A 16,420-nucleotide genomic window follows, 5' to 3' on the forward strand; every position below is an offset into this window, starting at 1 on the left:
GCCCACGCGATCGCGCGCAAGCGCGCTCCTACTGCTCGGGCCCGGCGGGTGTCATGACTATGTCAAGGCACGGTCATAACCTCCCCGGGCGGCGTACCATCGGGTAGGTCGTGAACCGCGACGAGGACTGACGCTTGGATACGATGACAAATGCCACTGAACCGACCGCACCCGCCAAGGCGCCTTCCGCCAAGGCCCCGCCGCCGGTAGTGGATACCCCAGCCATCGATCTGAACGACCCGTCGCTGTATATCCATCGCGAGCTCGCGCAGCTGCAGTTCAATATCCGCGTACTGGACCAGGCGCTGGATGAATCCAAGCCGCTGATCGAGCGCCTGAAGTTCTTGCTCATTTTCTCATCCAACATGGATGAGTTCTTCGAGATTCGCGTCGCGGGCCTGAAACAGCAGATCGCTTTCGATCACGAGGTGATCGGCGCAGACGGCATTCCGCCGCGGCGCGTGCTTACCGAAATTTCTGAGATCGCCCATCGCCAGATCGAACGGCAGTACGCGATTCTCAACGAGAAAATCCTTCCTGCGCTGGCGGACCAGGGCATCCGCATCGTGCGCCGCAACCAGTGGTCGCACAAACAGAAGTTGTGGGTGCGCCGGTACTTCCGCAATGAGGTGGCCCCGCTGATCACACCGATCGGCCTGGACCCGACCCACCCGTTCCCGCGGCTGGTGAACAAGAGCCTGAACTTCATCGTGCAGCTGGAGGGCACCGATGCGTTCGGTCGCGATTCCGGCCTGGCTATCGTGCCTGCCCCGCGTATCCTGCCGCGCATCATTCGCCTCCCGGCCGAGGTGTGCGAGGACGGCGACAACTACGTGCTTCTTTCGTCGATCATCCACGCCCACGCGGATGATCTGTTCCCGGGCATGCGCGTGCTCGGTTCGTACCAGTTCCGCCTGACCCGCAACGCCGATCTCTCGATCGACCCGGAAGACGTGGAAGACCTGGCGCGTACGCTGCGCGGCGAACTCTTTTCGCGCCGCTATGGCGATGCGGTTCGCCTGGAAGTGGCAGATAACTGCCCGAAGCCGCTGGTGGATTACCTGCTGAAGCAATACGCGCTGGATGCCGACTCGCTTTACGAGGTGAACGGCCCGGTGAATCTGGCGCGCCTGTTCGAGATGACCCTGAAGCCCGAGTACGCACGCCTGCAGTATCCGGCGTTCGTGCCGGCGCTACCCAAGGCCCTCGCCGACGCGGAGGACATGTTCTCGGTGATCGGCAAGCAGGACATCCTGCTTTACCATCCGTTTGAATCGTTCTCGCCGGTGGTGGATTTCCTGCGCCAGGCCGCGAAAGATCCGCAGGTGCTCACCATCAAGCAGACCCTGTACCGCAGTGGCGCCAACTCCGAAATCGTCGATGCGCTGGTGGAAGCCGCGCGAGCCGGTAAGGAAGTCACCGCCGTGGTGGAGCTGCGCGCCCGCTTCGATGAAGAATCCAACCTTAGCCTGGCCTCGCGCCTGCAGCAGGCCGGTGCCGTGGTGACTTACGGCGTGGTGGGCGTGAAGACGCACGCCAAGCTGGCTTACGTGCAGCGCCGTGAGAATGGCAAGCTGGTGAGCTACGCGCACCTGGGTACCGGCAACTACCATTCAGGCAACGCGCGCCTCTACACGGACTACAGCCTGCTGACCTCCGATGAGGCGCTGTGCGATGACGTGCACAAGCTGTTCCGGTTGCTTACCGGCATGGGCAAGGCGCTGAAGATGAAGCGCATGCTGTATGCGCCGTTCACGCTGAAGAAGACCCTGCTCGAACTGATTGCCCGCGAGGCGACCAACGCTGCCGCTGGCAAGAAGGCGGAGATCATCTGCAAGCTCAACGCCATCACCGATCCGAAGATGATCCGGGCGCTTTACCGCGCCAGCCAGGCCGGCGTGAAGATCGAGCTGATCGTCCGCGGCATGTGCTGCCTGCGCGGCGGCATCCCCGGCGTCTCCGACAACATCCGGGTCCGTTCGGTGGTCGGCCGGTTCCTGGAGCACAGCCGCGTCTACTGGTTTCACAACGATGGCGAGCCGGATCTGTACCTGGCCAGCGCCGACATGATGGAGCGCAACCTGGACCGCCGCGTGGAGACCTGCTTTCCCATCGAAGGCAAGAAGCTCCGCCAGCGGGTACGCAAGGAGCTCGACCTGTACCTGGCCGATAACCATTCGGCATGGATGCAGCAGCCTGATGGTTCGTATGTACTGGCCCAGCCTGCCTCGGGGGCGCCGGTACGGGATGCCCAGGCCCAGCTGCTGGAGCGCTATGCGGGGCTGGCCGCCCCCCAGCCCTGAGCTCCATGGCCTGAGCCCACGGCCCAGGCCATAGGGCCTTCACCTAGCCCGAACGGCAGACAAGACACAGTTTCGGCAGCAGTGCACAATAAAACGGCTGTTGAGGGGGAGACGGGGCTTTCATGCATCGGATCCAGGCCGCGTGCCACGGGCGCGCCGCAGTGTCTTCACAGGATTCGGGCATGGGCAGGCAGGGGCAGCACGCATGGTTCGTTCGCCTTCTTCAGGCGGCAGCTTGCTGCCTGCTGTTCGCGGCCGCCGGGCTGTCCCACGCTGGCGAAGCGCTTAGCGGGAACTGGCGCGAGGTGCGCCCAGGCGATGACCCGGCCAAGGTTCTGGCCGAGGCGTGGACGGCCCCCCTTCCCGCCTTCGATCCAGCCCGTATGCAGGTGTTCCGTGCGGGCGACGCGGGCCTATGGGTAATCCTCCGCCCACTTCCGCCCTGGACCGGGGGCGAGCGGGTGCTGAGCATCCAGAACCCCGGTGCCGGCAAGGTCAGCCTCTATGCCGGGACCGAGGACAAGTGGACGACATCCCTGGACGATTTCGGGCCGCCGCTGCATGGGCACGGCCGCTTGATCTTCGCGATCCCGGCCAACGTGCCGGCCTCACGGCCGCTGCTATTGAAGTTCGAGCCGACAGACCAGGTGCCCGGGGCGGTCACGATGAGCCTGGATTCGTGGTCGGATTACCTCCGCGATGATGCGAGCTGGCTGGTGTTCTCCACCGCCTGCTTCGCCATCATGCTCACGATGGCGCTCATGGCGCTGTGCTTCACCCTGATTCTGCGCGACATGACCTTCGGCTGGTATGCGGCCTATCTGGTCTGCTACGCGCTGATCCAGGGGCTGAGGTCGGGCTACGTGTTCCACCCCCTGGAATTGCAGGCGCTCGTGGGGTTGAGCGATTCACTGGGTACGGCATCGACGGCGCTCTCCGTGTCGTTCGCCGCCCTGTTCATGCTGCGCTTCTGCAAAGTGGATGACTACGTACCGCTGCTGCGGACGCCGGTGCTGGCCTTTGCTATCGGGATGCCGGTGATCGCCGTATGCCAGATGACAGGCATAACGTTGCTGGTCAGCACCGCCCACCTCCTGCTGCAACCCCTGCTGTTAATTGGCGCGCTGCTATTACTCGTAGCGGGCGCTATCGCGGCCGCGCGTGGCTCGCGGCACGCCTGGTTCTTCCTGGTGGGCTGGACGCCGTTGCTCCTGCTGACGGCCGCCTGCGGCGCCCAGCTGCAGGGCATGTTTGCCGGCGCGCCGTGGCTCCCCGATGCGGCCATTGCCATCGGCGCCTTCGAGGCTATCGTGTTGTCGATCGGCCTCTCCGACCGCGCGCTTACCATTCGCCATGACCGCGACCAGGCGCGCCAGCTGGCCGATGCGGATTCGCTTACCGGCGTGCTTAACCGGCGCGCGTGGACCGAGGCCTCGCTTTCGGTGCTCGAGGAGGGCATGGGGCGCCCCGTCGCGCTGCTCTTCCTGGACCTTGATCATTTCAAATCATTGAACGATCGCCATGGCCATGCCGCAGGCGATCGCGCGCTCGTGGCCGTGGCCGGCGCCTTGCGCCACGAATTGCGCCCCACCGACCTGCTTGGCCGCTACGGTGGTGAAGAATTCGTGGCCTTGCTCCAGGGCGCGGAGCGGGAACACGCCGTGCAGATCGCGACGCGCCTGTGCCGCCGCGTGAGCCGGCTGGATGTGCACGTGGGCGACAACGAGCCGCTGACGGTCTCTATTGGCGTCGCGATTCGCACGCCGGCCGATACGGTGCAATCGCTCATCGAACGCGCGGACCAGGCCATGTACGCCGCCAAGCTCGGCGGTCGCAACCGGGTGATCTGCTCGGGCCCCGCGGGCCCGACCCTGGTCCGCACCAAGGCCGCCCCGAAAATGTAGGAGCGCGTTCCTACACCAGCGTTGCCGCGGCCGCGACGATATCGTCATCGCCGGGCAACACGAGGAACGCCGCGCCGGCCAGTGGGGTGAACGTATCGGCGCCGACCACGCGGTGCAGCGGCACGCTTCCCAGCCCGGACTCCACGATCGCGGTGATCACGCCCTCGCCCACGCCAGCGCTCTTGCGCCCCTCGTCAACCACGATGATTCGCTTTGCGCCCTTCGCCTGCGCAGCGATAAAAGCATCGTTGAGCGGCACCAGCCAACGTAGATCCACCACCCGTACCTTCCAGCCACGCTCAGCCTCGATACGGCGCGCAGCGCGAAGGCTCATGGGCACACCGTTGCCGAAGGTGAAGATCACCAGGTCATCCGCCGCATCGTTATAAACGCGGCCTTCGCCCAGCGGCATGGCTTCGCCCGGCGTCGGGTAGCTGAACTGCCATTGGCCATCGCCTGCTTCGTACAGGTCCTTGGTCATGTACAGGGCGATGGGCTCGAGGAACGCGGTAACGCGCCCATCCACCTTTGCCAGCGCCGCCAGGGTGCGCAGCATGGTCGCCGCATCATCGCCGCGACTGGGGCAGCCCACCACCAGGCCGGGAATATCGCGCAACGCCGTGATCGAATTATCGTTGTGGAAGTGCCCGCCGAAGCCGCGCTGATAGCCCAGCGAGGCGACACGCATCAGCATGGGGTTGCGGTACTGGTCGTTGGAGAAGAACTGCAGCGACGCGGCCTCACCGCGAATCTGATCGCAGGCGTTGTGGAAGTACGCCAGGTACTGGATCTCGGGCAACGGCAGCATGCCCATGTTCGCGTAGCCCTGGGCAAGGCCCAGGATCATGGTCTCATCGAGCAGGGTGTTGAACACGCGCGTATTACGGAAGGCTTTGTGCAAGCCCTTCGTCACCGTGTACACGCCGCCCTTCTGCGCCACGTCTTCGCCGAACAGCAGGCTCTCGGGATACTTCGCCATCAGGTCATGCAAGGCCTGCCCGATCTGGACAGCCATGTGCTTCGGCGCCTGCTTCTCGGGCAATTTCTCCGTGCCGCCGAACACGCGCTCGCGCTCTGCGCTGTCGCCCGCGCGCTGGGCCTCGGCACGCACGGCATCAGGCGTATAGGGCGCCAGCGGCCTTACGACTTCTTCCAGGGTGGTGATCTTGGGGCGGCGATCGGCCTCGTTCGCCGCTTCGAAGCAGCGTTTGCGAACGCTGTCGTACAAGCCGAGCAGGCTCTCGCGGTCGTACAGCCCCGACGCCAGCGCAATGGTGGCGCTGCGCAAGAGCGGATCCGTCGCTTCCAGGGCCACCAGCTCTTCCACGGAGCGCCATTCGATCTCGAAATCCGTACCCGCATGGCCCATCACGCGCGTGGTGTTCAGGTGCAGGAACGTGGGGCGGCGCGTGTTGCGGCAATGCTCCACGGCACGCTGGACACCGGCGTAACCACCCGCAAGGTCAAGACCATCGGCGTAGAAGTAATCGAGGTTCGAACGGCGCTCGAAGTTGCTCGCTACCCAGCCGCTCGGCGTTTTTACCGAGATGCCGATCCCGTTGTCTTCGCAGACGAAGAGCACGGGCGCCGGCAGCTTCTGGTAGGCCGTCCATGCGGCAGCATTGAATGCGGTCTGCGCCGTGGCGTGGTTGGACGACGCATCGCCAAACGAGCACAGCGTGATCGAGTCGTTGGGAATGGGCAGTGCGTGGCCAATGCGCTTGCCCTGCTCGATCGCGATGGCCGTACCCAGCGCCTTGGGCAGGTGCGAGGCGATGGTGGACGTCTGCGGTAGCACCCACAACGGTTTGCTGCCCCAGACCTTATGCCGGCCACCCGAGGCCGGATCTTCGCTGCTAGCGGCGAACGACAGCGCGGAATCCATGATCGGATCCATGCCCGGCAGCTTGCGGAAACGCTCTGCCATGAAGCCGCCACTACGGTAATGCAGGAAGGCCGGATCGGTATGCCGCGTCGCGCGCGCCACCATCGCATTGCCCTCGTGGCCCGACGAACCGATGGTGTAGAACACCTTGTTCTGCACACGCAGCACGCGCGCCATCAGGTCGAGATGGCGGCTGATCAGCTGCGATTCGAGCAGTTCGCGAAAGCCCTTCGCATCCAGCGCGCTTCCCGGCAGCACCGGCTCATCGTCGCGTGGCGCACGGGCGACATCGCCCTGCCAGAACTGCACGAACTCGACGAAGTTCTGGTCGACGATTTCGGCGCGGTTGAAGCCCTTGTGGCGGGCGGCGATGGTATGCGGGACGGACATGGCGTGCTCGGGAAAAAGGTTCAGGGGCAAACGATAAATTCAGCGGCGGCCCGCGAGCCATTGCCCGCGTGTCTGCCCCCACAGGTCGACGACATCGCCTTCGAACGGCGCGGGTAGCGTACCGGGGCCAAGCAAGGTGGAGCCCAGCTTTTTCGCCACGCTGATCGACGCGAGATTGTCGGGATTGATGGAGTGGATCACTTCCTTCCATCCAAGGTTTTCGAACGCCCAGTCCATCGAGGCGGCCGCCCCCTCGGTGGCGTAGCCCTTGCCCCAGGTCTCACGCAGCAGGCCCCAGCCAATCTCGTGGCCGGGCCAGCCTTCAGGCTCCCAGGGGCCAAGCCGGCCTACCCAGCGGCCACTGGCGCGCTCGATGACCGAAAACATGCCAAACCCCAGGATGCTCCACGAGCCGGCCATGGTCATGAAGTTGCGCCAGGCGATGGCGCGCGGTTGCGGGCCGCCCAGGAAACGGTTCACTTCCGGATCGGCCATGCATTCGGCCCACGCGTCGAAATCTTCCGCCGCGGTGGGCCGCAGGATCAGCCGATCGGTCTCAATGCGCGGCCCGTGCATGGCGCCGCGATCAGAACGCGTTGATGCCAGTGAGTTCACGGCCCACCACCAACTGGTGCACCGTCTCGGTACCTTCGTAGGTGATGACCGATTCCAGGTTCAGTGCATGGCGGATGGCCGAGTGCTCGGTGGTGATGCCGGCACCGCCCAGGATGTCGCGACATTCGCGGGCGATATCCAGGGCCATGCGCACATTGTTCCACTTGGCCAGCGAGACCTGCGTGGGCTGCATGCGGCCCGCATCCTTCAGGCGGCCCAGCTGCAGCGACAGCAACTGCGCCGTGGTGATGCGGCGGGCCATGTCGGCCATCTTCAGCTGCACCGCCTGGTTGGCGGCGAGCGGGCGGCCGAACAGGATGCGCTGCGAGGCGTAATCCAGTACTTCCTTAAGGCAGGCCTGCGCGGCGCCGATCGGCCCCCAGGTAATGCCGTAGCGAGCCTGGGTGAGGCAGCCCAGCGGGCCCTTCAGGCCCTTCACGTTGGGCAAGCGGGCGCTATCGGGCACGCGCACGTCATCAAAGAACAGCGCCGACGTGACCGAGGCACGCAGGCTCATCTTCTTGTGCACTTCCTGAGCGGCGAAGCCCTTGGTATCCGTCGGCACGACAAAACCCTGGATGCCATCATCGGTCTGTGCCCACACGATGGCGATGTGCGCGAGGTTGCCGTTGGTGATCCACATTTTGGCGCCGTTGATGACCCAGTCGCCGCCATCGCGGCGCGCCACGGTCTTCATGTTGGCCGGATCCGAACCGCCGTGCGGCTCGGTGAGGCCGAAGCAGCCGATGACCTCGCCCGCCGCCATGCGCGGCAGGTATTCGCGCTTCTGCTCTTCCGAGCCGTAGGCGAAGATCGGGTACATGCACAGCGAGCTCTGCACCGAGGCGAAGCTACGCAGGCCCGAATCGCCGCGCTCCAGCTCCTGGCAGATCAGGCCGTAGCTCACGCCGTTCATACCGGCGCAACCGTATTCCTCGGGCAGGGTGGCGCCCAGCAGGCCGAGCGAGGCGATCTCGGGCACCAGTTCAGCCGGGAAACGGGCCTGGTCGAAGGCATCGCCGATGATCGGCAACACCTTTTCATCGACAAAGCGGCCAACGGCATCCTGCACCATGCGCTCTTCTTCGGTGAGAAGCGAGCGGACGTCGTAGAGATCGAGCGGGTCGAGACGGTGGGCCATGCGGGTACTCGTAAGCGGCAGCCGGAAAGCCCTCGATTGTAGACCCGTGTGAAGGGGCGGTCATGCCGGGCCGCAGCAAACCGCGGGGCGCCCGGCTTTTTCACCGGGCTGCCCAGCCACCATGCGCCCGCGAAGGGTGTGCCGGGGCGTAATCGATTACATAATGGCCCTGCTCACCGCCACCTGGCCTTCCCCATGTTCAAGGGTGTGATCCTCGGTTTCGCCTGCTACGCGGCCTACGCGTGGAGCGATGCGTTCGTAAAGTCACTTGAGGGCACCCTGCCCGCTTATGAGGCGGTATTCTTCGGCGCCGTGCTGGCCCTCGCAGCCCTGCCCTTCCTGAAGAAGCCGGGCGACCGCTGGAGCGAGATCGTGGTGTCGAAGATGCCCGGCCTGTGGCTGCTCCGCGCCATGGCCGGTGCCATCGGCAACGTGACGGCGGTGATGGCCTTCACCGCCCTGCCCATGGCCGAGGCGTTCTGCCTTATCTTCCTGCTGCCGATCTTCGTCACGATCCTCTCGGTAATCTTCCTGCGCGAACACGTCGGCTGGCGGCGCTGGTCGGCCGTGGTCGTGGGCTTCCTGGGCGTGCTGGTAGTGCTCCGGCCCGGGTTCCGCCACCTGGGTACCGGGCATGTCGCCGCGATCATCTGCGGCATCACCGGCGCGCTGTCGATCATCGCCCTGCGCATGGCGGGTGCCAATGAAAAGCGCATCACGCTTTACGGCGCGGGTGTCGTGGGACCGATGATCGCCGGCTTCATCATGATGCTGCCGCACTTCGTATGGCCGGACCTGCACCAGTGGCTGCTGATCCTGGGTTACGGTGGCTTCGCCGCCATCGGTGCCGTGCTGCTGATGCTCGCCACGCAGCATGCGCCTGCCGCACGCGTCGCGCCCACGCAGTACAGCCAGATGCTATGGGCCATCCTGTTTGGCTATCTCATCTTCCACGATCACCTCGACTGGCCGATGCTGATCGGCATCGTGCTGATCCTCGGCGCCGGCCTGTTCACCTTCGTGCGCGAAGAGAAGAAGACCGACTGGTGGCGGTGGACGAATATCGTCTGACGTAAGCGTCAGACAGCCGCGTCAAGAATTACTTACGCCATGAGGCACATGCCCGGTGGCCACCACGCGACGGGCGGATTCCACGTTGGCCGGGCTGTCGTCGAAGAAGATGTCGGCACCGAAAGCATCGAGGAACGGGCCTTTATCGCGGCCGCCGAGGAATAGCGCTTCATCGATACGTACGCCCCAGCGGCGCAGCGTGAGGATGACGCGCTTGTGTGCGGGGGCCGAGCGTGCGGTGACCAGGGCGGTGCGAATCGGCGAGGTTTCGGCCGGGAACGCGGCCTGCAGGCGGTGCAGCGCCGAGAGGAAGCCACGGAACGGGCCACCGGAGAGGGGCTCGGCCCACATCTCGGTCTCGTTGCGGTGGAAGGCGTCCAGGCCCTGTTCGCGCGATACGCGCTCGCCTTCGTCGCCGAAGATTACCGCGTCGCCATCGAAGGCGATGCGCAGCTGCTCGGTGGAGCGCGGCGGTGCCGTCGAAGGAAGGATGGTGGCGGCGGCGACGCCGGCGCGCAGCGCCCTGCCCACGTCTTCTGCGTTGGCGGAAAGGAACAGATCGGCCTTGAACGGCGCGATGTAATCCGAGGTGGGCGCGCCACTGGTGAACGCCGCGCGGGAAATCTCCAGGCCGTAATGCTGGATGGCGTTGAAGATGCGCAGGCCGGTGTCGCCCGAATTGCGCGAAAGCAGGATGACTTCAACGGCCGGCACGTCACCCGACAGCTTGTTGAGGTCGAGCAGCTTCTGCACCAGGGGGAACGCCACGCCGGGCTTCAGCAGCTCGTCTTCGTGTTCGATCTGGAAGGAGCGATAGGCATCCAGGCCTTCGCGTTCGAACAGCTCGTGGCTGCTGCCCATGTCGAACAGCGCCCGCGAGGAGATGGCCACCACCAGGCGGTTATCGCGCACGGACGATTCGGCGTGGGCGTTGGTGGCGGTGAGGTCCTCAGGGGCGTTCATGGGTTAGGCCGGTGGGTGGGGTATGGGGCGATCGTATCGCCTACAGGGCGAACTGTTCGTCGAGGATGCGTTGCTGCAGGTTGTGCTCGGGGTCGAACAGCAGGCGCACGCCATGGCGGCGCGACTGGCGGATCTCCACCGTGCGGACGTCGCGCACCTCGTGGAAATCGGCAGTGGCGCTGATCGGGCGCTTGTTTGGGTCCTTCGTATCGAAGCCGACCTTGGCCGCGTGCGGCAGGATGGCGCCGCGCCAGCGCCGGGGACGGAACGGACTGATCGGCGTGAGCGCCAGCACGTTGGCATCCAGCGGCAGGATGGGGCCATGGGCGGAGAGGTTATAGGCCGTGGAACCCGCCGGCGTGGCCACGAGGATGCCATCGCATACCAGTTCCTCGAGCTTCACTTCACCGTTCAGGCGCACTTGAAGGTGTGCCGCCTGATTGCTCTGGCGCAGCAGTGCCACTTCATTGAAGGACAGCGCACGGTGCTCGACGCCGTCACAGCAGGTGCTGTGCATCTCCAGCGGATGCAACACCGCGGGATGCGCGCGCTCGATGCGTTCTACCAGGCCATCCAGCTCATGCTTGTTCATGAGGAAGCCGAGGCGGCCGAGTTTCATCCCGTAAAACGGTATACCAAGCGTACGGTGGGCGTGCAGGGTACGCAGCATGAAGCCATCGCCCCCAAGGGACACGATGATTTCGGCATCACCCGGTTCCACGCCGCCGTAGCGCTTGGAAAGCGCAGTGCGGGCGCGCTGGGCGACTTCGGTTTCGCTGGCGACGAAGGCTAGGCGCATGGGGGCGGCTTGAAGGACCAGCCCGGAGCTTAGCCCACGGCCCCCATAGTGGGAACCATGCTTGCGGATGAGCCCAACGCTTGCGGCCGCCCCTGTAGGAGCGCGCTTGCGCGCGATGGGGTCTATGGCAAGCACCCATCGCGTGCAAGCACGCTGCTACACGAGCCGTTGGACGTTGGTCAGACCGGGATCTGCGCCAGCTGGGCCAGGCGGCGGACGGCGACCGAGGCGATCGGGTAATCCGCGTTCTGGGTCAGGATCTCGGCGAGCATGCTGCGGGTGTACTTCAGCGTGGCATCGTCGCGGTCCAGCCAGGCCTTCACCGGGCTCACATCGGTGCGATCGCCGGCGATGGTGAGCACCTGCAGGGCCAGCGCACGATGCTGGGCATTGAGTTCGTCCAGCAGCGAGCCACGGGCCTGCGCGTGCCATGCGCCTTCCACCGGCAGGGCCTCGATCTGGCCACGCAGCCATTCCAGGTCCAGTGCTTCGCCCAGTTCGTAGAACACCTTGGCGACGGTAGCGATGTCCTTGCCGCTCTGCTTCGAAACTTCGACCATATCGAGCGCCGAGCGCAGCACCGAAACGCGGGCCAGGCGAACCGCCAGGTCAGTCGGTACGCCAAAGCCTTCCCACTTCTCCTGGCTCGCGGCGAAATCGCCACGGCCGGTATTCGTAAGCGCATCCGGCAGGGCCTTGCGCAGCGTGGTGACTTCGGCCGCGTAGCGATCGACGTTGGCGGCGATATCGAGCGACCCACCCGGACGATTGAGCAGCCAGCGCGTGAGGTGACGCAGCAGCGACCAGATCTGCAGGATCGCGTCGATCTGCGTGTCCTCAGCCACCTGGCCATCCAGCGCCTCGAGCTCTGCCCACAAGTCGCGGGCATCGAGGATCTCACGGGCCGCCGTGTAGGCCTTCGCGATCGCCGCCGGGCCGTGGCCCGTGTCTTCCTGCATGCGCATCATGAAGGTGGCGCCCATGCGGTTCACCGTCGAGTTGGTCACCGCGGTAGCGATGATCTCGCGCTTCAGGCGGTGGCGCTGCATGTGCTCGGCATACTTCTCGTGCAGCGGCACGGGGAAGTAGCGCACCAGCTCACGCGACAGGTACGGATCTTCCGGTACATCCGAATCCAGTAGCTGCTGGAACAGGCGGATCTTGTCGTAGGACAGAAGCACAGACAGCTCAGGACGGGTCATGCCCTGCCCGCGCTGCTTGCGCTCGGCCAGCTCGGCCGAGGTGGGCAGTGATTCCACCTGGCGATCGAGCAGGCCTTCGGCCTCCAGCGTGCTGATGAAGTGGGCCATGGAACCCAGGCGGCGCACCGACTGGTGCTCCATCACGGTGATGGCCTGGTTCTGCCGGTAGTTATCCCACAGCACGAGGCGACCGACTTCATCAGTCATTTCGGCCAACTGCTTGTTGCGGCCTTCGAAGGTGAGTTCACCACGCTGCACGGCATCGTTCAGCAGGATCTTGATGTTCACCTCGTGATCGGAGGTATCCACGCCCGCGGAGTTGTCGATGAAGTCGGTGTTCATCAGCACGCCCGCCTGCGAGGCTTCAATGCGGCCCTTCTGGGTCATGCCCAGGTTGCCGCCCTCGCCGATCACCTTGCAGCGCAGTTCATTGCCGTTGACACGCAGCGCATTGTTCGCGCGGTCGCCTACCTCGGCATGCGTTTCGCTGGTGGCCTTCACGTAGGTACCGATGCCGCCATTCCACAGCAGGTCGACCGGTGCCTTCAGGATCGCGGATAGCAGATCGTTCGGCGCCATGTGCGTGGCATCCGAGCGAATGCCCAGTACCGTCTTCACTTCGGCCGAGACCGGGATCGACTTGGCGCTGCGCGGGTACACGCCGCCACCGGCGGAGATCAGCGATTTGTCGTAGTCATCCCACGACGAGCGCGGCAGCGCGAACATGCGCTGGCGTTCCACGAAGCTCTTGGCCGCATCCGGGTTCGGGTCCAGGAAGATGTGACGGTGGTCGAACGCGGCCAACAAGCGGATGTGCTCGGAGAGCAGCATGCCGTTGCCGAATACGTCGCCCGACATATCGCCCACGCCCACCGTCGTGAAATCCTGGGTCTGGCTGTCGCGGCCCATGGCGCGGAAGTGGCGCTTGACCGACTCCCAGGCGCCCTTGGCCGTGATGCCCATGCCCTTGTGGTCGTAACCGTTCGAGCCGCCGGACGCGAAGGCGTCATCCAGCCAGAAGCCGTGCTCGGTCGAAATCGCGTTGGCGATATCGGAGAACGTGGCCGTGCCCTTGTCCGCGGCAACCACCAGGTACGGGTCATCGTTATCGTGGCGGACCACGTCGTGCGGCGGGACTACCTTGCCTTCGACGAGGTTATCGGTGATATCCAGCAGGCCGTTGATGAACATGCGGTAGCACGCGATGCCCTCGGCCAGCTGTGCATCACGGTCACCACCGACCGGCGGGCGCTTGACGAAGAAGCCGCCCTTCGAGCCGACCGGCACGATGACGGTGTTCTTCACCATCTGCGCCTTCACCAGGCCGAGCACTTCCGTGCGGAAATCCTCGCGGCGATCGGACCAGCGCAGGCCGCCACGGGCCACCGAGCCGAAGCGCAGGTGGATGCCCTCCACGCGCGGGGCGTAGACGAAGATTTCGCGGAACGGCACCGGCTTGGCCAGGTCCGGCACTTTGTGCGAATCGAACTTGAAGGCGATGTAGGCGCGGAACGTACCGTCCCAGGCCTGGAAGTAGCTGGTACGCAGCGTGGCGTGCACGAGCGAGATGAAGCTGCGCAGGATGCGGTCTTCATCGAGGCTGGAGACGTTATCGAGCAGCGCGTTGATCGCCTCTTCCACCGCGGCGGCCTGCTGCTCGCGCGGCAGCGACAGGGCGGCGATAAGGGTACCGATCAGCGCCGGATGCGCCGCGAGGGTTTCCTGGTCGATCAGCGCATGCATCTCGTGCGAGAGCATGCCTTCGGCGTAAGCGCGTTCCTTTTCATCCATGTTCTCGCGGCGTGGATCAAAGCGCGCGTTGAACATTTCGATGATGAGACCGGCGATCGCCGGGTAGCGGTTCAGCGCGTCTTCCATGTATGCCTGCGAGAACGCCACGCCGGTCTGCAGCAGGTACTTGCAGTACCCGCGCAGCACGGCCACCTGGCGCCAGTTGAGCTTGGCACCGAGCACCAGGCGGTTGAAGCCATCGTTCTCGGCATTGCCGCGCCAGATCTGCTCGAAGGCGTCTTCGAAGATGGTGCCCACCTGCGATACATCGAACGCGAGGCGGCCGACCGGCTGCACCTCGAAATCCTGGATGTACAGCGAGGCATCGCCCAGCTTCACTTCATACATGTGCTCGGTAAGCACGCGCAGGCCCAGGTTCTCCAGCTGCGGCAGCACTTCGGAGAGCGCAATATCCGAGCCCGAGCGGTAGACCTTGAAGCGCAGCTCTTCCGGGCGATGCGGCGGGTGGTAGAACGACATGCTGATGGCGTCGGGGCCATCCAGGCCGGCCAGCGCGCGTACATCGGCGGCGGCCACGGAGGGCGACACTTCATCGACGTAACCGGCCGGCAGCGCCTTGCCGTAGCGGTTGGCAAGGATGATGCCCTGCTGCTCGCCCGCGGTACCGATCAGCTGGTCACGCAGTTCGTCGTACCAGTTACGTGCAATCGAAACGATCTTCGCTTCGATCTCGGCCGCGTCGTACACGGGGTGATCGCCGATGCGCGGACGAACCGTCACGTGCAGGCGCACCAGCGCGGCTTCACCCATCAGCACGGCGGAATCGACATGCTCGCCGTGGAATGCATCGCGCAGGACGGCCTCCACGCGCTCGCGCACGGTGGTGTTGAAACGATCGCGCGGGATATAGACTAGGCACGAGAAGAACCGGCCGTAGCTATCGCGGCGAATGAACAGGCGCGTGCGCGTACGCTGGGCCAGCTCGAGCAGGCCCGAGGCCAGGGCGAACAACTCATCGGTGCTGCACTGGAACAGCTCATCGCGCGGCAGCGTGTCGAGGATGTGCTGCAGGGCCTTGCCCGAATGGGAATCGCGCTTCAGGCCCGAGCGGGCCATCACCGCCTCGCACTTATCGCGCACCAGTGGCACGTGCTGCGGGTGGGCCATGTAGGCATTGGACGAGAACAGGCCAAGGAAGCGCTGTTCCGCCGTCGGGCGGCCGTTCGCATCGAACTTGAGGACGCCGATGTAATCCATGTAGCCCGCGCGGTGGATCGGCGAACGGGCATTGGTCTTGGTCAGGATGATGGCATCGGTGGAACCCGAGCGCGGCAGCTCGCTGGCTACCAGGGTGCGCAGCGAACGCGGCGCGAGCGAGCGCTCGGCGGCGCGCAGGATGCCCAGGCCCGAGCCGTCGACCGTCTTCAGCACTTCATCGCCGGCATCCGCGGCCACTTCGTATTCACGGTAACCCATGAAGGTGAAGTGGTTATCGGCCACCCAGCGCAGGAACTCGGAGGCTTCACGCACTTCTTCGGCCGTGTACGGCAGCGAGCGCTTGCCGAGATCGTCGGCCACCTCGGTCATTTTCGCGCGCATGGCCCGCCAGTCGGCGACGGCTTCGCGCACATCGGCCAGGGCGGTCTCGACGTTCGCCTTCACCGTATCCAGCTCGGTGTCGTCGATGCGGTCGATTTCAAAGCGCATGATGGATTCGTTGTGGTCGCCGGTCCCCATGGCTTCCAGCTGGCCGGCGGCAGAGCGCGATACCGGCACCACCGGGTGGATGATCGCGTGGATATCGGCATGGGCGGCGCCCACCATCGATACGGTATCGACCAGGAAGGGCATGTCGTCGGTGACGACCTCGATCACCGCACGGGTACCGGAGACGCCGGGGTTATAGACCCGCACCTTGGCCTTGCCGGGGGTGCGCTCGCGGGCGAACGCCAGCAGGTCGCCGATCAGCGCGGCCCAGCGCTCAGGGGTGTGCAGGGCATGATCGGCCTGTGCCATGCGCTCGAAAAAGGCTTCGATAAAAAAGCGCGCCTCATTAAGGCGCTCAGCGGGAAAGGCGAGTTTCTTCAGTTCATCGAAAACGAGCGTCTGGAACTGGCCGTTTTCGGCTGCGCGAATCGCATTCATGGGCGGATATCGATGTGGGGAAGTTGGGAAAACCGTAAAAGGATAGCTCCCGTACGTGTCATAGAGCCACACCAATCGCGAATGTGATTCAAGTGATTTTCACCGCAGCGCGACAATTAATCGGTAACCGGCGACGCACTTCGCTCGCCTATCCAATTGGCATGACATGTGCGTCGCAACAATTCGCGTGCGAATGGGCGTCATGACCGTTGACGCTGGTCCCGGGGAGATTCTAAACTGGACGGTATAG

The 16,420-nt window shown here is 64.8% G+C and carries 9 protein-coding genes; 3 read left to right on the forward strand and 6 right to left on the reverse strand.

Annotated features, from left to right (window positions below):
- Window positions 1–143 precede the first annotated feature (143 nt).
- Window positions 144–2,303 (forward strand): polyphosphate kinase 1, encoded by a 2,160-nt coding sequence (ppk1, locus tag ABIE56_RS08290; protein ID WP_429243376.1) that lies wholly within the window; start codon window positions 144–146, stop codon window positions 2,301–2,303.
- A gap of 182 nt (window positions 2,304–2,485) precedes the next feature.
- On the forward strand, window positions 2,486–4,207 hold the full coding sequence (locus ABIE56_RS08295) for a diguanylate cyclase (protein WP_429243337.1): 1,722 nt from the start codon (window positions 2,486–2,488) through the stop codon (window positions 4,205–4,207).
- Between the two features lie 10 nt (window positions 4,208–4,217).
- On the opposite strand, the gene ABIE56_RS08300 is transcribed toward ABIE56_RS08295, so the two are convergent.
- The 3 genes from ABIE56_RS08300 to ABIE56_RS08310 are packed head-to-tail and all read right to left on the reverse strand — an operon-like array spanning window position 4,218 to window position 8,238.
- Window positions 4,218–6,482 carry a thiamine pyrophosphate-dependent enzyme gene (locus ABIE56_RS08300; protein WP_429243338.1) on the reverse strand — a complete coding sequence of 755 codons (2,265 nt, stop codon included), beginning with the start codon at window positions 6,480–6,482 and terminating at the stop codon, window positions 4,218–4,220.
- A gap of 39 nt (window positions 6,483–6,521) precedes the next feature.
- Window positions 6,522–7,058, reverse strand: a complete 537-nt coding sequence (locus tag ABIE56_RS08305) for a GNAT family N-acetyltransferase (RefSeq protein ID WP_429243377.1) — start codon at window positions 7,056–7,058, stop codon at window positions 6,522–6,524.
- Between the two features lie 10 nt (window positions 7,059–7,068).
- Complete coding sequence (locus ABIE56_RS08310; protein ID WP_429243339.1) at window positions 7,069–8,238, reverse strand: acyl-CoA dehydrogenase family protein; 1,170 nt, start codon at window positions 8,236–8,238, stop codon at window positions 7,069–7,071.
- 195 nt (window positions 8,239–8,433) lie between these two features.
- Between ABIE56_RS08310 and ABIE56_RS08315 the strand changes: the two genes are divergently transcribed.
- Complete coding sequence (locus ABIE56_RS08315) at window positions 8,434–9,309, forward strand: DMT family transporter (protein WP_429243340.1); 876 nt, start codon at window positions 8,434–8,436, stop codon at window positions 9,307–9,309.
- A gap of 21 nt (window positions 9,310–9,330) precedes the next feature.
- On the opposite strand, the gene ABIE56_RS08320 is transcribed toward ABIE56_RS08315, so the two are convergent.
- The 3 genes from ABIE56_RS08320 to ABIE56_RS08330 all read right to left on the reverse strand — a co-directional run bounded on the left by ABIE56_RS08320 (window position 9,331) and on the right by ABIE56_RS08330 (window position 16,170).
- Window positions 9,331–10,272, reverse strand: coding sequence for a 5'-nucleotidase (locus ABIE56_RS08320; RefSeq protein WP_429243341.1), 942 nt, complete (start codon window positions 10,270–10,272; stop codon window positions 9,331–9,333).
- A gap of 40 nt (window positions 10,273–10,312) precedes the next feature.
- On the reverse strand, window positions 10,313–11,071 hold the full coding sequence (locus tag ABIE56_RS08325; protein ID WP_429243342.1) for an NAD kinase: 759 nt from the start codon (window positions 11,069–11,071) through the stop codon (window positions 10,313–10,315).
- Window positions 11,072–11,250: 179 nt separating this feature from the next.
- The gene (locus tag ABIE56_RS08330; protein ID WP_429243343.1) at window positions 11,251–16,170 is read right to left on the reverse strand and encodes an NAD-glutamate dehydrogenase; all 4,920 of its coding nucleotides are present in this window, start codon (window positions 16,168–16,170) and stop codon (window positions 11,251–11,253) included.
- Window positions 16,171–16,420: the final 250 nt, after the last annotated feature.

It is taken from the genome of Luteibacter sp. 621, assembly GCF_050435445.1.
Classification (GTDB): Bacteria; Pseudomonadota; Gammaproteobacteria; order Xanthomonadales; family Rhodanobacteraceae; genus Luteibacter.

Bases quoted from the DNA above. Each gene is read 5' to 3' on its own strand.
- ppk1 (WP_429243376.1), top strand. From the start codon at position 144: ATGACAAATGCCACTGAACCGACCGCACCCGCCAAGGCGCCTTCCGCC.
- ABIE56_RS08295 (WP_429243337.1), top strand. From the start codon at position 2,486: ATGGGCAGGCAGGGGCAGCACGCATGGTTCGTTCGCCTTCTTCAGGCG.
- ABIE56_RS08300 (WP_429243338.1), bottom strand. From the start codon at position 6,482: ATGTCCGTCCCGCATACCATCGCCGCCCGCCACAAGGGCTTCAACCGC.
- ABIE56_RS08305 (WP_429243377.1), bottom strand. From the start codon at position 7,058: ATGCACGGGCCGCGCATTGAGACCGATCGGCTGATCCTGCGGCCCACC.
- ABIE56_RS08310 (WP_429243339.1), bottom strand. From the start codon at position 8,238: ATGGCCCACCGTCTCGACCCGCTCGATCTCTACGACGTCCGCTCGCTT.
- ABIE56_RS08315 (WP_429243340.1), top strand. From the start codon at position 8,434: ATGTTCAAGGGTGTGATCCTCGGTTTCGCCTGCTACGCGGCCTACGCG.
- ABIE56_RS08320 (WP_429243341.1), bottom strand. From the start codon at position 10,272: ATGAACGCCCCTGAGGACCTCACCGCCACCAACGCCCACGCCGAATCG.
- ABIE56_RS08325 (WP_429243342.1), bottom strand. From the start codon at position 11,071: ATGCGCCTAGCCTTCGTCGCCAGCGAAACCGAAGTCGCCCAGCGCGCC.
- ABIE56_RS08330 (WP_429243343.1), bottom strand. From the start codon at position 16,170: ATGAATGCGATTCGCGCAGCCGAAAACGGCCAGTTCCAGACGCTCGTT.